13 protein-coding genes are annotated in these 13,358 nt (G+C 70.9%); 6 read left to right on the forward strand and 7 right to left on the reverse strand.

Going from position 1 to position 13,358, the window contains the following annotated elements; translation table 11 throughout:
- Positions 1-27 precede the first annotated feature (27 nt).
- The 7 genes from AB0G14_RS08290 to AB0G14_RS08320 form a co-directional block, all read right to left on the reverse strand.
- Complete coding sequence (locus AB0G14_RS08290; RefSeq protein WP_357695028.1) at positions 28-2,115, reverse strand: PQQ-dependent sugar dehydrogenase; 2,088 nt, start codon at positions 2,113-2,115, stop codon at positions 28-30.
- A 37-nt stretch (positions 2,116-2,152) separates the two neighbouring features.
- Entirely contained in the window at positions 2,153-3,109 is a 957-nt protein-coding gene (locus tag AB0G14_RS08295; RefSeq protein WP_357695030.1) for a LamG-like jellyroll fold domain-containing protein, read from the reverse strand.
- A 105-nt stretch (positions 3,110-3,214) separates the two neighbouring features.
- On the reverse strand, positions 3,215-3,964 hold the full coding sequence (locus AB0G14_RS08300; protein WP_357695032.1) for an ABC transporter ATP-binding protein: 750 nt from the start codon (positions 3,962-3,964) through the stop codon (positions 3,215-3,217).
- On the reverse strand, positions 3,954-4,694 hold the full coding sequence (locus tag AB0G14_RS08305) for an ABC transporter ATP-binding protein (protein ID WP_357695034.1): 741 nt from the start codon (positions 4,692-4,694) through the stop codon (positions 3,954-3,956). The genes AB0G14_RS08300 and AB0G14_RS08305 overlap by 11 nt, the downstream gene beginning before the upstream one ends.
- Positions 4,691-5,854 (reverse strand): branched-chain amino acid ABC transporter permease, encoded by a 1,164-nt coding sequence (locus AB0G14_RS08310; protein WP_357695036.1) that lies wholly within the window; start codon positions 5,852-5,854, stop codon positions 4,691-4,693. Before AB0G14_RS08310 ends, AB0G14_RS08305 begins: the two co-directional genes overlap by 4 nt.
- A complete protein-coding gene (locus tag AB0G14_RS08315; RefSeq protein ID WP_357695038.1) occupies positions 5,838-6,725 on the reverse strand; it encodes a branched-chain amino acid ABC transporter permease in 888 nt (295 codons plus the stop codon). Before AB0G14_RS08315 ends, AB0G14_RS08310 begins: the two co-directional genes overlap by 17 nt.
- A gap of 6 nt (positions 6,726-6,731) precedes the next feature.
- Positions 6,732-7,964: an amino acid ABC transporter substrate-binding protein gene (locus tag AB0G14_RS08320; RefSeq protein WP_357695040.1), complete on the reverse strand. Its 1,233-nt coding sequence runs from the start codon at positions 7,962-7,964 to the stop codon at positions 6,732-6,734.
- A gap of 116 nt (positions 7,965-8,080) precedes the next feature.
- Here AB0G14_RS08320 and AB0G14_RS08325 point away from each other — a divergent pair, with 116 nt between their 5' ends.
- From AB0G14_RS08325 to AB0G14_RS08350, 6 genes are all read left to right on the forward strand, one after another.
- Entirely contained in the window at positions 8,081-9,187 is a 1,107-nt protein-coding gene (locus AB0G14_RS08325; protein ID WP_357695042.1) for a LacI family DNA-binding transcriptional regulator, read from the forward strand.
- Between the two features lie 79 nt (positions 9,188-9,266).
- A complete protein-coding gene (locus tag AB0G14_RS08330) occupies positions 9,267-9,770 on the forward strand; it encodes an O-acetyl-ADP-ribose deacetylase (RefSeq protein WP_357695044.1) in 504 nt (167 codons plus the stop codon).
- Between the two features lie 123 nt (positions 9,771-9,893).
- Positions 9,894-10,460, forward strand: a complete 567-nt coding sequence (locus AB0G14_RS08335; RefSeq protein ID WP_357695046.1) for an RNA polymerase sigma factor — start codon at positions 9,894-9,896, stop codon at positions 10,458-10,460.
- Positions 10,457-11,539 (forward strand): hypothetical protein, encoded by a 1,083-nt coding sequence (locus tag AB0G14_RS08340; RefSeq protein ID WP_357695048.1) that lies wholly within the window; start codon positions 10,457-10,459, stop codon positions 11,537-11,539. Before AB0G14_RS08335 ends, AB0G14_RS08340 begins: the two co-directional genes overlap by 4 nt.
- A 239-nt stretch (positions 11,540-11,778) precedes the next feature.
- Positions 11,779-12,513, forward strand: a complete 735-nt coding sequence (locus AB0G14_RS08345; RefSeq protein ID WP_357695050.1) for a thioredoxin domain-containing protein — start codon at positions 11,779-11,781, stop codon at positions 12,511-12,513.
- A complete protein-coding gene (locus tag AB0G14_RS08350) occupies positions 12,510-13,352 on the forward strand; it encodes a cytochrome c biogenesis CcdA family protein (protein ID WP_357695052.1) in 843 nt (280 codons plus the stop codon). Before AB0G14_RS08345 ends, AB0G14_RS08350 begins: the two co-directional genes overlap by 4 nt.
- Positions 13,353-13,358: the final 6 nt, after the last annotated feature.

Below are 13,358 nucleotides of genomic sequence, written 5' to 3' on the forward strand. Positions count from 1 at the left end.
CCCTGCCGTCGTCCCCGCCGGACCGGTTCAGGCCGGGGTTCCGGTCACCGTCAGGTGACGCAGCCGGCCGATGTTGTCGAACGAGCCGAAGCCGACCCGTCCGGTGCCGAACGTGGTGTCCTTCGCGGTCATCAGCGGGTCCTTCTTCCCGTCCAGGTAGACCGCGATCTCGCCGGTGGCCGGCAGGTGCACGACGCGCACCTTGTGCCAGTCGGCGTCGACGATCGCCGGGTTCGCGCCGCGTGACCGGCCGTTCCACTGGTGGTCGATGCGCTGCCGGTCGGCGTTGTTGACCTTGAAGATGCCGTTGTGCGGCAGGATCGTGTTGTCGGTCGACAGGTGGGCGTAGTAGAACTCGGTGTCCGAGCGCCAGCCGAAGACGATGATCACGTCCCGGTTGCTCACCTCGACCGGCGTGTCGAGCCGGACGTCGGCCTGGATCTCCACGGACGACCACTCCGGCCCGTCGGTCACCACCGCGTACTCGAACGGGCGGCGCGGGCCGGGCCGGCTCACGCCCGCCTCGGCGAGGATCACCTCGTCACGGTCGAACTGCCACTTCGACGGGGTCACCGGCGCCCAGCCGTCCGGGCCCGAGGGCTTGTGCAGCTTGGTGCCGCCGACGTCGCCGCCCGCGAACTCCCGGGTTCCGGTCACCTTCCAGATCTTCCCGTTGGCCTTGGCGAGGAGGTAGAGCCCGCCGGCGGCGTCGGTGCCGAAACGCAGGTCGACCCGCTCCGGGTTGCCCGGGGCACCGGGGCCGGAGAGGTCCTGCATGCGCACCGGCTCGCCGGCGGCGGTGAAGAGCGCGAGGCGGTGGATCGTGGCCATCTCGTGGCCCTGCCGCATCTCGTTCGCCTCGGTGTAGAGGACCTGCCCGTCGACCAGATCGCCGAAGACGTACTTGCCCTTCAGCGCGGGCAGCTCGTTGCCGCGGTAGACGAACCCGCCGGCCACCGCGACACCGACGTCGGAGGTGCAGTTCCAGCCGGGCGCCGGGTTGTGGTCGTACGCCGCGACCGGGTACGTGTAGCCGAAGTCGGCGTCGTCCGGCAGCAGCGGCAGGAGCTTGTCGCAGGCGCGCCCCGCCTTGTTGAAGACGAACGCGCCCTCGCGCTCGCTCCAGCCGAAGTTGTCACCGGCGCGCACCTCGTAGATCGCCTCGATGGCGTGCTCGCCGATGTGGCCGAGGAACATCCGGCCGGTGGCCGGGTCCCAGCTGAACCGGTGCGGGTCGCGGAACCCGACCGCGTAGACCTCACCCAGGGCGTCGGCCCGGCCGACGAACGGGTTGTCCGCCGGGATGCCGTACTGCCCGTTGGCCGAGTCGGTGCCCTGCGGGTCGATACGCAGCAGCTTGCCGTGCACCATGCCCAGGTTCTGCGGCTCGGTGTTGCGTACGCCGGTGCCGCCGTCGCCGACGGCCAGATACAGCAGCCCGTAGTCGCGCTGGCCGGGCCGCGCCGTGGGGTTGAAGTTGATCTCCTGGATGCCGTGGACCTGGCCGGCGAAGCCGATCCGCAGCAGCTCGCGCCGGCTGCCGGAGAACGTGTCGGCGGCCGGGTCGGTCGCCGTCCACTCGGTGATCACGCCGTGGAAGATGCTGTTGGCCTGGGCGTGGTCCGGTGCCTTGGTGGCCAGCGACGCCTGTTCGGTGTGGATGGTGTAGAAGCGGCCGTTGGTGCCGAACTCGGGGTGGAACGCGACGTAGCCGAAGCCCTGGCCGAGCCCGCGGCCGGAGAAGAACTGCGGCGCGAAGGTGTCGGCGACGTCCAGGTAGACGTGCGGCACGCCGTCCCTGACCAGGTAGAGGTGGCCGTTGAGGTCCGGCACGGCACGCCGGCCGGAGCCGTCGGGCAGCTCCATGATGGTGTTGATGCGGGCGGTACGCATCAGCCGCTGGTCGGTCGGTGCCGGGATGGGGAACGACTGCGGGAAGCTGGCGTACTCGGTCAGGACCAGTCCGAGCCGGGACTGGCTGGGCATCTCGACGACCGGGTCGTAGACGGGGTCGGCGGCCCGGACGGGGCCGACCACCAGGGTGGACAGGACGAGGGTGGCGGCGGTCAGCCCGGCCGTCAGCGCGGATCTGCGGGTCTTGCGGATGCTGCGCACGCGGGTCTCCTTCCCGGTGAAGCGGTGCGGAGGGTGGTCAGCGGGCCATGTGGCGATACTGCTTCTCGACGTCGGACGCCGAGACGACGGTGTCGAGGAACATCAGGGCGTCCATGCGGCAGTCGCACGGGTTGCGCTCCAGCGTGTCCTGCGGGAAGCTCCCGCCGATCTTGATGCCTCGCGGGTCCGAGGCGGTGGTGACGTGCGGGCCGGGGCCGGACACGAGCCACGGGTCGTCGGTGCGGGTGTAGAAGCCGTCCACCGGCTGGCCGTTGCGGTAGAGCGCCAGCGCGCCGGTGTTGAAGTCGAAGGTGGCCGCGAGGTGGACCCACTCCCCCTTCGGCAGCAGTGTTCGCCAGTCCTCCCTCGCCGCGAAGGTCTGCGAGTTGCCCCCGTCGAGGCGCCGGCCGAGCGCGACCAGCCGCAGTTCGCCGTTGACGTCGATGAGCTCCAGCAGCGCCCGGACGCCGTGGCCGTCCGAGTCGCCGGTCAGCACGCCGGCCAGCCCGATCGCGTTGAACCGGTCGGCCGGGTTGGCGGTGGTGGAGTTGGGCGCCGGGGCGTCCATCTCCATCTTGAACCAGCCCATCACGGTGGTGCCCTGGGTGCCGGCGAAGGGGCGCAGGGTGCGTACGCCGCTGGCCGACCAGGTGCCCGCCTTCCAGTCGTCGTTGCCGGCCTGGGCGGGGTTCACCTGCCGGGTCTGCAACGCGTTGCCGCTGCCCGGGTAGGCGTGCTCGGCCACGCGCATGTCGGCGCCGCCGTTGACGAGTTCGATCTCGGTGCCGGAGCGGCCCAGGTCCCGCTCGAGCGCCGCGTCACCCTCCGCCGGGTGGTCGAAGTCGTAGAAGGCGACCAGGCTCGATCGCAGGTGGGGATGGACGTCGCGCGGGTTGCTCCGGTCGGCCTGGGCCGGTGGTGCCCCGGCGCCCGCCAGCACACCGGTCGCCAGTACGGCGGCGGTGGCGACGGCGAGCCGTCTCGTTCTGGTCATTCGCGATACACCTCGTTTCAGCTCCGGCGGGAGTACGCAACCGCTTCCGGAAGCGCTTACGTGCCCACGCTCCAACTCTGTGTGCCGCTGTCACGTCGGGGTCTGTTACCGCTTCGGCGGTGCCGTCGGCTCGGCGGGCCGTCCGCCGAGGTACAGCTCGCCGAGCTGCGGGTCGGCCAACAGTTGCGGCGCCGGCCCGGAGATGTGCACGCGCCCGAGGTCGAGCACGCAGCCGAGGTCGGCCGTCTCCAGCGCCCGCCGGGCGTTCTGCTCCACGAGCAGCACCGCCGTACCGGCGTCGCGCATTCGCACGACCTGTTCGAACACGGTGGTCGTCGCCTTCGGGTCCAGACCCATGGACGGCTCGTCGAGGAGCACGACCTTGGGATCGACCATGAGCGACCGGGCGAACTCCACCTGCTTCTGCTGCCCGCCGGAGAGCAGTCCGGCCAGCGAGTTCCAGCGCTGCGCGACGACCGGGAAGACCTCCTTGACGAAGGCCGTCCGTTCGGCGATCAACGCCTTGTCCTTCAACGTGTAGCCGCCCAGCAGGACGTTCTCGGCCACGGTCATCTCGCGGAAGACGCTGTGCCCCTGCAGGACGTGTGCGACGCCGGAGGCGAGCATCCGCTGCGGCCCCTGGCCGGTCACGTCCACGCCGCCGACGAGGATCCTCCCGGAGCGGGGCCTGAGCAGCCCGCTGGCGACCTTCAGGACGGTGGACTTCCCGGCGCCGTTGGGGCCGACCAGGCAGACGATCTGGCCCGCGGGCACCGAGACGGTCAGGCCGCGCAGCACCGGCGCGGCGCGCCCGTAGCCGGCCTGGATGTCGACGAGTTCGATTTCAGACGCCAAGGTAGGCCCCCAGGACGCGTTCGTCGGAGCGGATGAGCGACGGCGGACCCTCGGCGATCGGGCGGCCGCGGTCGAACACCACGATGTGGTCGCTGACGCTCATCACGAGGTCCATGTTGTGCTCGACGATCACGAACGTGCGCCCCTCGGCGTTGAGTTCGCGGACCAGGGTGCCGATCCGGTCCAGCAGTGCCGGGTTGACGCCGCCGGCCGGCTCGTCGAGCAGGACGGTTTCCGGGTCGCTCATCAGCACACCGGCGAGTTCCAGCAGCTTCTGCTGGCCCCAGGACATGTTGCGCGCCTCCACGTCGGCCAGGTGCTCGATGCCGAGGCGGGTGAGCCAGCCCCGGGCACGCTCGACCTCCGCGTGGGCGCGGGCGCCACGTAGCAGGCCGGTCAGGCCGGTCGGGCGCATGGCCGCGAGGACGTTGTCCAACGCCGTCATCCGGGGAAAGACGCGGCACAGCTGGAACGTACGGCCGACGCCGGCGTGGACGATGCGGTGCGGGGCCGCGCCGGTGATGTCCCGCCCGCGGTAGGTGACCTGTCCGCCGTCCGGCCGGATCATCCCGGTGACGCAGTTGAAGAAGGTCGTCTTGCCGGACCCGTTCGGCCCGATCAGTGCGTTGACCTTGCCGGGCTGGAACGCGACGGTCGCGCCGTCGAGCGCCACCACGCCACCGAACGCCTTGGTGAGCCCGGCGGTGGCCAACCCTCGTACCTCGCTCATGCCCGCTCCTCCGTCGACTGGGCCCGCGTACCGGCGGTGCCGGCGGCGGCGTCCACCGGTTCCCGGGCGACCGGTGCGCCGGCGGCCGTGGCACGCTGCTGGCGCAGCTGCGCGGCCGTGATCTCGCGGATCGAGTTCTGCGCCGGCCGCATCCGGCCGAGCAGGGAACCGATCGCCGGCAGCACGCCGTCGGGCATGAAGAGCACGACCAGCGCGAGCAGCAGGCCCGTCGCGACCAGGTGCAGCTGGGTGTCGCCGAACTCCACCTTGAAGTACTCCAGGCCGATGCCGACCACCAGCGCGCCGACCAGCGGGCCGAACAGGTTCCGGACGCCGCCAAGCAGCGCCATCAGCACCAGGTACGAGCCGGTGAGGATGGAGAACTGGAACACCGGGTCGAGGTCGCCGAACCAGAGCGCGTAGAGCCCGCCGCCCAGGGCGGTGAACCCCGCCGAGACCACGAACACCACCAGCTTGTACGCGAAGGTCGGGGTGCCCAGCGCCTCCGCCTTGTCCTCGTCCTCCCGGATGGCCTTCAGCCCGAGGCCGAACCGGGAGCGGTCGACGACCCACCAGGCCAGCAGGGCCAGCGCGAGCAGGCCGGTGAACAGGTAGTAGAACACCCGGTGGTGCTCCGGACGGAGCAGGTCCGGGAACGGGCGCGGCACGACCAGGCCGCGTGACCCGCCGGTGAGCGATGCCCAGCTCTGGAAGACCAGCAGCAGGATCAGCACCAGCGCGATCGAGACGATGACGAACGACGCGCCGCGGACCCGCAGCGCGGCGAAGCCGATCGGTACGGCGAGGGCGGCCACCAGCAGGGCCGCCACCGCGAGGGCCACGAAGCTCGGCAGGCCGGCCTTCGTGACCAGCAGGGCGGTCCCGTAGCCGCCGAGCCCGGCGAGGGCGCCGTGGCCGAGGGAGATGTACCCGGTGAACCCGCCGACGAAGTTCCACGACGTCGAGAGCACCGCGTAGTTGAGCACCACGACGCCCGCCGAGAGGACGTACGGGTTGGGTGCCAGGGACGGGAAGGCCAGCACCGCCGCGGCGAGCAGCACGATCGCCGTCACCTGGAGGACCCGGTCGAGGCTGCGCCGCGCGGTCACCGCCCCGGCCGGCGGGACGGCCACCGTCGTCGGGTCAGAAGCGCTGGGCAAGGCGACCTCCGAAGAAACCTTGTGGCCGGAACGCCAGCGTCGCGAACAGGGCCAGGTAGAAGATGGTCTGCGCCCAGGTCGTGCCGAGCGGGATCTGCAGCAGGCTCTGCAGCATGCCGAGCACCATCGCGGCCATCGCGGCACCGGGTACGCTGCCCAGCCCGCCCACCACGATGATGGCCATCAGCGGGCCGATCCAGTGCCAGTGCAGCGACGGGTAGATGGTGGTGTCGAGGGCCAGGGCCGTACCGCCGACGGCCGCGGTGGCGAGGCCGAGGCCGAAGCCGTACCCGGCCACCCGCTCGGTCTCGATGCCCACCAGGCGCGCCGCGTCGCGGTGCTGGATGGTCGCCCGCAGGGCCCAGCCGAAGGTGGTCTTCTTCATCAGCAGGTAGAGGGTGGCCAGGGCGACGGCGGCGAGGCCGAACGCGATCAGCTTGACCACCGCGACCCGGGCACCGAGGATCCCGAAGCTCGCCGAGCCGTAGCCGAGCTGGACCCGCCGCTGGGTGCCGTCGAACGCGTAGCCGAGCAGACCCTCGATGGCGACCGCGATCGCGAAGGTCAGCAGCACCGACATCATGGTCAGCGTGGCCGGGCGCAGCCGGGCCAGGAGCAGCCGCTGCAGCAGGACGCCGCAGGCGAAGAAGAGCGGCACGGTGGCGATCATCGACAGCAGCGGATCGACGCCCAGCCGGGTGTGGGACCACCAGGCGAGGTACGCGGCGAGGATGAGGAACGCCGAGTGGGCGATCATCACGACCCGCATGATTCCGAAGTAGAGGGTGAGTCCCGCTGCCAGGAGGGCGTAGAGCCCTCCCAGCAGCAGACCCAGGATGACGCTCTGGAAGAGCAGGGCACCGGAGGGCATGTCGTCCTACCAGGCCGGCTTCGGGTAGACGAGGTCGGTCTCCTTGGCGTCGGCCGGCAGCACGATCTGGATCTTGCCGCCCACCCACTGCTGGATCATGTGGGCGCCCTTGGGCTTGCCCGTCTCGTCCCAGGACAGCGGGCCGACCACCGTCTCGACGGTGTTGCCGCGGATCCAGTCGACCAGCTTCTTCTGGCACTCACCCTGCTCGGCGCAGCCCACCGCGGTGATCGCCGCCGCGACGACCTGCCCGGTCGTGTACGCGTTGGCCTCGTCCTCCTCCGGCGGCGAGCCGAACTGCGCGGTGTACTTCTCGACGAACTCCTTGTTGCTCGGGTACGGCGCGTCCTGCGTGTACCCGGTCGGCGAGAGGATCCCCTCGGTCTTGTTGCCGATCGCCGCGGCGAACTCGGGGTTCGTCGGGGCGGTGGAGAAGGCCGCCAGCTTCGGCTGGTACCTGAGCTGCTGGAGGGCGACGATCAGGTTCACGCCGTCCTGGTACTGGGAGCCGCCCACCACGAGGTCGGCCCTGGACGACGCGATCTTCGCGGCGATGCTGCCGAAGTCGGTGGTGTTCGGCGGGTAGACCTCGTCGACGACGGTGCGGACGCCGCCCGCTTCGAGCTTCTCCTTCAGTCCGTACGCCGTGCCCTGCGCGAACGGGTCGTCCATGGCCGCGTACGCCGCGGTCTTCGGCCGCTGGTCGGGCGGCAGTGCCAGGATGTACTCGGCCAGGTGGTTGTAGTGGTCGTTCGCCACCGCCGGGGCGGCGTAGAACAGGTTCTTGAAGCCCTGCTCGAAGACCTCCTTCGCCGCGCCCGCCGGCTCGACGAAGAGCATGCCGTACTCCTCGGCGACCCGGGCCGCGGGCACGACGAGACGGGTCGAGAACGGGCCCACCACGAGGTCCACGTTGTCCTTGCCGATCAGCTGCTCGTAGTCGGCGACCACCCGGTCCGCGTTGGACTGGTCGTCGAGGATCTTCAGCTCGACCTTGCGGCCCAGGAGGCCGCCCTTGTCATTGGTGATTTTGGCCCAGGCCTCGTAGCCACGCTGGACACCCTTGCCCGGTTCGGAGAAGTCCCCGGTCAGGGGAAGGGAGATCCCCACGACGATCGGATCGTCGGCGTCGGAGGAGCCCCCGCCACCGCCACCACCACAGGCCGCGAGCGCGAGGGTGAGGGTGAGGGTCGCGCCGAGTGCTGTCATCCACTGGATTCGCTTCAAACGGGTTGTCATCCCGAGACGCTCCTTTGCCGGGACGGAAGCGCTTGCGAAAGCGCTTCCGTAGACTAGGCTGTGGTTTGCGTCACTGGCAATAGTCAGCTGACATCGATGTTTCCAGGGAGTTGCCGATGCCCAGGCCAGGCCCGAGACTGCGGCTGATCGACGTGGCGGAGCGCGCGGGTGTCTCTCTGGCGACCGCGTCCCGCGCCCTCGCCGGACGGGACGGGGTCAGCGAGGAGGTCGCGGGGCGCGTCCGGCAGGTCGCCCAGGAGCTGGGCTACGTCGCCAACCCGTACGCCCGCACCCTCGCCGGCGGCGCGAGCTCGACGGTCGGGCTGGTCGTGCACCAGGTCGACGACCCCTACTTCTCGGAGATCGCCGGCGGGGTCATCCAGGTGGCCGCCGAGGAGGGGCTGCTGGTGCAGATCTGCCACTCCGGCCGGGACCCGGACGCGGAGCTACGGCAACTGCGCCACCTCATCGCGCAGCGGGTCGGCATCATCCTGGTCGCCGGATCGGGCTACGACGACGCCCGGATCGAGGCCGAGGCCCGCGCGGAGCTCGCGGAGTTCCAGAGCCAGGGCGGCCGGGTCGCCGTCATCGGCCGGCACGCCCTCGGCGTCGACGCGGTCCTGCCCGACAACGAGGCCGGCGGCCGCGCCCTCGCCGAGCACCTGCTGGACCTCAGGCACCGCCACATCGCCGTCGCAGCCGGCACGGCCGGGCTCACCACCGTCGCCGACCGCCTCGCCGGCGTGGCGACCGCCCTGCGGCAGCACGGGCTCTCCCTCGACGACCTTCCCGTCGTGCACTCCGACTTCACCCGCGACGGCGGCCGGGTCGCCGCCGAACGGATCGTGCGCGACCACCCCCGGACCACCGCGATCATCGCGCTCAACGACGCGATGGCCATCGGCGTGCTGTCGACGCTGCGGGCGCACCGCATCCCCGTGCCCGAGCGGATGTCGGTCGTCGGGTTCGACGATGTCTCCGTCGCCGCCGACCTCGCCCCCAGCCTCACCACCATCCGGCTGCCGATGACCGACATGGGGCGGATGGCGCTGTCGCTCGCGCTCAAGCCCAGGTCGACCCGTCCCCGCCGCCGGTCGACCGGCCACCTCCTGGTGGTCCGCGACTCGACCGGGCCCGCCCCCACGGTGCTGCCGGCGAGCCGCGCCGAAGGCCACCGCACCGAGGCCGGCGACCTGAGTGGAGCCGTCGGGCCCGTCGGCTGAAACCCTTCTCGCACGCCAGCTCCGTCAGCCGGTCTGCGATACCGAGGTCGCCGGCCATGCACGGTGGCAGGATCGGGGCATGCCCTTGATCGAGGTCGTACTGGGTGACATCACGGACGAGGACGTCGACGCGATCGTCACCGCGGCGAACGAGTCGCTGCTCGGTGGCGGCGGCGTCGACGGGGCGATCCACCGCGCGGCCGGGCCACGGCTCGCCCAGGCGGGCGCCGCGCTGGCGCCGTGCGAGCCGGGCGACGCGGTGGCCACTCCGGCGTTCGACCTGGACCCACCGGTACGACACGTCATCCACACGGTCGGCCCGGTGTGGGAGGGCGGCGGCCACGGGGAGACCGACGTCCTGGCGTCGTGCTACCGGCGCTGTCTCGAGGTCGCCGACAGCATCGGCGCCCGCAGCGTCGCGTTCCCGGCCATCGCCACCGGCGTCTACGGGTTCCCGGCCGACCGGGCGGCGGCGATCGCCGTGACCACGATCCAGGCCACGCCCACCGAGGTCGGGCAGGTACGCCTCGTCGCCTTCGACAAGGCCACGTACGACCTGCTGACCACGGCGCTGCACACCTGACCGCCTCGTACGCGCCATCCCCGTGCCGCCTCGGCGGGACCCGAATCGAGGTCGGCCCGGCGAGCGCCGCGATTTCCGGGTCGAGCCTGTCACGATGGGCGCTCGCCCGGACATGGAGTACACGTGGGTTCGGGGACCGAGCACGAGGACCGCTTCCGACGCGTCTACGCGGCGAACTTCGAGCCGCTGCTGGCGTACGCCATGCGGCGCGTCGAGCAGCCCGAAGACGCGGCGGACGTGGTCGCCGAGACGTTTCTCGTCGCCTGGCGGCGCAGCCGTGACATGCCGCCGGAGGCTGAGGTTCGGCTGTGGCTGTACGGCGTGGCCCGACGGGTGCTGGCCAACCACCACCGCGGCGGAGTGCGCCGGGATCGGCTCGGTGAACGGTTGCGGCAACGACTCAGGGTCGCCGTCGCCGTCGACCCGGGCAGCGAGGTGCCCGAACGGCTCACGGTCCGGGCCGCGCTGGCCCGCCTGGGTGAGTTGGATCGCGAGGTGTTGATGCTGACCTTCTGGGAGGGCCTGGAGCCGCGCGAGGCCGCTGCGGTCCTTCACGTCAGCCCGGCTGCGGTCCGTACCCGGCTGTCACGTGCCCGGGCCCGATTGCGAGATCTCGTCGGTGACGACCTCGGCCCGCCCGGACATGTACTCGACGTCATGGCAGCACGCACCTCGGAGGAGGGCAGATGACCGACGAGCACCTCGGCCGGATGGTCCGAGACGCCGACCCGTACCGACCCGGTGTCATCAGGCACCTCGACGGGGCCGCGCAGAACCTCTTGGAGGAAATCATGTCCGTGCCGACCCTCGGACCCGTCGCCGAGCCGCCCGGCAAACGCCCCCGGGCGCGCCGCGGCATGATGAGCGGGCTCGCCGGCGCAGGCGTCGCGGCCACCCTTCTCGCCGGTGTCCTGGCCGTCTCGATCATGGAAGTCGATCAGCCGGAAGGGCACCCGGCGACCCCGCCGATCACCTCCGGAGCGACGGACCCGGCCGCGTATTCGGCGATGGTGCTCAAGGCGGCCGAGGAGAACCCGCGGCTGCTGATCGACCAGCCTGGCTGGAAGGCGACCACCGTCTACGGGTTCGCCGAGAAGGAGGGCACCATCGCGTTCAGCAACGGCGGACGGCGACTGGAGATGAACTGGTACCCGGCCGCCCAGTACGACGACTACCACAAGGATCGGCTCCAGGTCAGCAAGCCGGAACCGGTGAAGGTCGACGGCTGGCCGGCCGACCTGTTCCGGTACAGCGCGAGCGACTTCGCCGTCATGCTCCGTCCCCGCGACGGTTCCTTCGTCGAACTGCGTACCGGGAGCGCCTGGACGCGGAGCGAGTTCGATCGCGTTGTCGCCGACGTGGTCCGCGTCGACGCCCGCACCTGGCTGGCCGCGCTTCCGGCCGAGATCGTCACACCGGAGCGGGTGAACGAGCAGGCGGCCAAGGTGCTCGCCGACGTGCCGCTCCCTCCAGGCTTCGACATCGCCGCACTGAACGGCCTCGGCACCAACGACGCCTACCAGTTCGGTGCCAAGGTGACCAGCCGGATCGGCTGCGGATGGATCGCCGAATGGCTGCGGGCGAAGGAGGCCGGCGACGACGCCGCCCTCCAGCGGGCCGCGGACGCGTTGCGCAGTAGCCACAAGTGGAAGGTGCTACACCAGATGAACGACGAGGGCGACTGGCCGGAGGTGTTCTGGGAGACCGCCGACAAGGTGGCCGCCGGAAGCCCGCCCGTCGGGTACAAGGAGGCCCTGGGCTGCGAGTAGCCGTCCCGGACCGCCGAGCAGTTCTCGGGCTGGGCGCTGAGGATCCGCGGATCCTCAGCGCCCAGCGCCGGCTCTGCGTCTCATCGCGTTCGGGGCCCGTGCCACCCTTTCCAGAGCCGCTCGAAGCGGCCTTCTGGCGCGTCCGCACCGCCCACCCACTAGGTATTCCACATGTGCACAGCATGTATCCTAGATGTGTGTCTGCTACCCGATCTTCCTCGTCCTCCTCCTCGGCGTCGATGCAGGTTCTGAAGCGGCGGCTGCGCAACGCCCGCAGGCTCAACGTGGCGCTCGCCGTCGCGGCCGTGTTCCTCCTCGTCGTGGCCATTGCCGGGTCCGGCAGCGGTAAGACGGGTGCCGCACGGTCGGCGACGAACGGCACCGCCGGAACCCCGTCCGGCGGTACGGACGCGGCAGACCCCATCGCGTTACGCGATCCGAAGGACCCCCTCGCCGTCGGCGACGTCGATGCGCCGGTGGTCCTGGTCGAGTTCGCGGACCTACGCTGCCCCTACTGCGCCCTGTTCGCCCAGCAGACCCTGCCAGCGCTGCTCAAGGACTACGTCGACACCGGAAAGGTTCGCTACGAGTTCCGTGACGTGGCCTTCTTCGGCGACCAATCGGTCGACGCCGCCGTCGCGCTGCGCGCCGCAGCCGAGCAGGGCCGCTTCATGCAGTACCTGGCCGCGGTCTACGGCGCCGCCCCAGAGAACAAGCATCCTGACCTGTCCCGCAAGAAGCTGATCGCGTTCGCCCAATCTGCTGGTGTCCCCGACATGGCGGCATTCGAGAGCGACCTCGACCGCAAGGATCTGCGCGACGCGGCGAATGCCGCCACCAGCGACGCCCATCAACTGGGGATCACCAGCGTCCCGTTCTTCGTCGCCGGCGACCAGGCACTGTCCGGCGCTCAGCCCCTCGCCGCGTTCCGGCAGCTTCTCGACTCTCAGCTCGCGAAGGCTGGCCCGCGGTGAGCATCGGCCTGGCCGGAGCCCTCGTCGGAGGCGTCCTCACCTTGCTGAGCCCGTGCTCGGTGATGCTGCTGCCGGCCTTCTTCGCCTACGCCTTCGTCAACCCCACTCGGCTGGTTGCCCGCACCACGGTGTTCTACTTGGGCCTGCTGACGACCCTCGTGCCCATCGGGGTTCTCGCCGGGAGTCTGGGTGCGGTCATCAGCGAGCACCGCGCTCTTCTGGTGACCCTCGCCGCTGGCGTCGTGATTGTGCTGGGGCTGGTGCAGGTCGCAGGCGTCTCCCTGCCGGCCTTCGGCCGCGCCTCCGCCGGGGAGACCACTTCGACTGCGTCGGTGTTCCTCCTCGGCACCGTCTACGGGTTGGCCGGCGTGTGCGCGGGCCCTGTTCTCGGCTCCGTACTGGCCCTGGCCGCGCTCGGCGGCGACCCGCTCTACGGTGGGATTGTCCTGGCCGTGTTCGCCTTCGGTATGGCCGTCCCGCTGTTCGTGCTGGCGATCGCCTGGTCGAGAGTGCCGTGGGTGCGCCGCCTGGTGCGTCCCCGCCAGCTCCGCATCGGCCGGTGGACCAATACCTGGACTCAGATCGTGAGCGGGGGCCTGGGCATCGGCCTGGGCGTCCTGCTCGTCGTCACCGACGGCACCGCCTCGCTCAGCGGCATCCTCGACACCTCCCAGCAGTTCACCGTCGAATCCCGCGCTCTGGATGGCGCCTCGCGCATTTCCGATCTGGCCATCGTCCTGGCCGCCCTTCTCGTCCTTGCGGCCACGTGGCTCGTCCACCGCCGGCGGTCAGCGGTCTGCGAACAGCACACGTCCCCCGACCAGCACGGGGGCGAGTAGCGCGGT

The organism is Micromonospora sp. NPDC023814 (assembly GCF_040639595.1).
Classification (GTDB): domain Bacteria; phylum Actinomycetota; class Actinomycetes; order Mycobacteriales; family Micromonosporaceae; genus Micromonospora.

Bases quoted from the DNA above. Each gene is read 5' to 3' on its own strand.
- AB0G14_RS08315 (WP_357695038.1), bottom strand. From the start codon at position 6,725: ATGCCCTCCGGTGCCCTGCTCTTCCAGAGCGTCATCCTGGGTCTGCTG.
- AB0G14_RS08325 (WP_357695042.1), top strand. From the start codon at position 8,081: ATGCCCAGGCCAGGCCCGAGACTGCGGCTGATCGACGTGGCGGAGCGC.
- AB0G14_RS08305 (WP_357695034.1), bottom strand. From the start codon at position 4,694: ATGAGCGAGGTACGAGGGTTGGCCACCGCCGGGCTCACCAAGGCGTTC.
- AB0G14_RS08345 (WP_357695050.1), top strand. From the start codon at position 11,779: ATGCAGGTTCTGAAGCGGCGGCTGCGCAACGCCCGCAGGCTCAACGTG.
- AB0G14_RS08320 (WP_357695040.1), bottom strand. From the start codon at position 7,964: ATGACAACCCGTTTGAAGCGAATCCAGTGGATGACAGCACTCGGCGCG.
- AB0G14_RS08330 (WP_357695044.1), top strand. From the start codon at position 9,267: ATGCCCTTGATCGAGGTCGTACTGGGTGACATCACGGACGAGGACGTC.
- AB0G14_RS08340 (WP_357695048.1), top strand. From the start codon at position 10,457: ATGACCGACGAGCACCTCGGCCGGATGGTCCGAGACGCCGACCCGTAC.
- AB0G14_RS08295 (WP_357695030.1), bottom strand. From the start codon at position 3,109: ATGACCAGAACGAGACGGCTCGCCGTCGCCACCGCCGCCGTACTGGCG.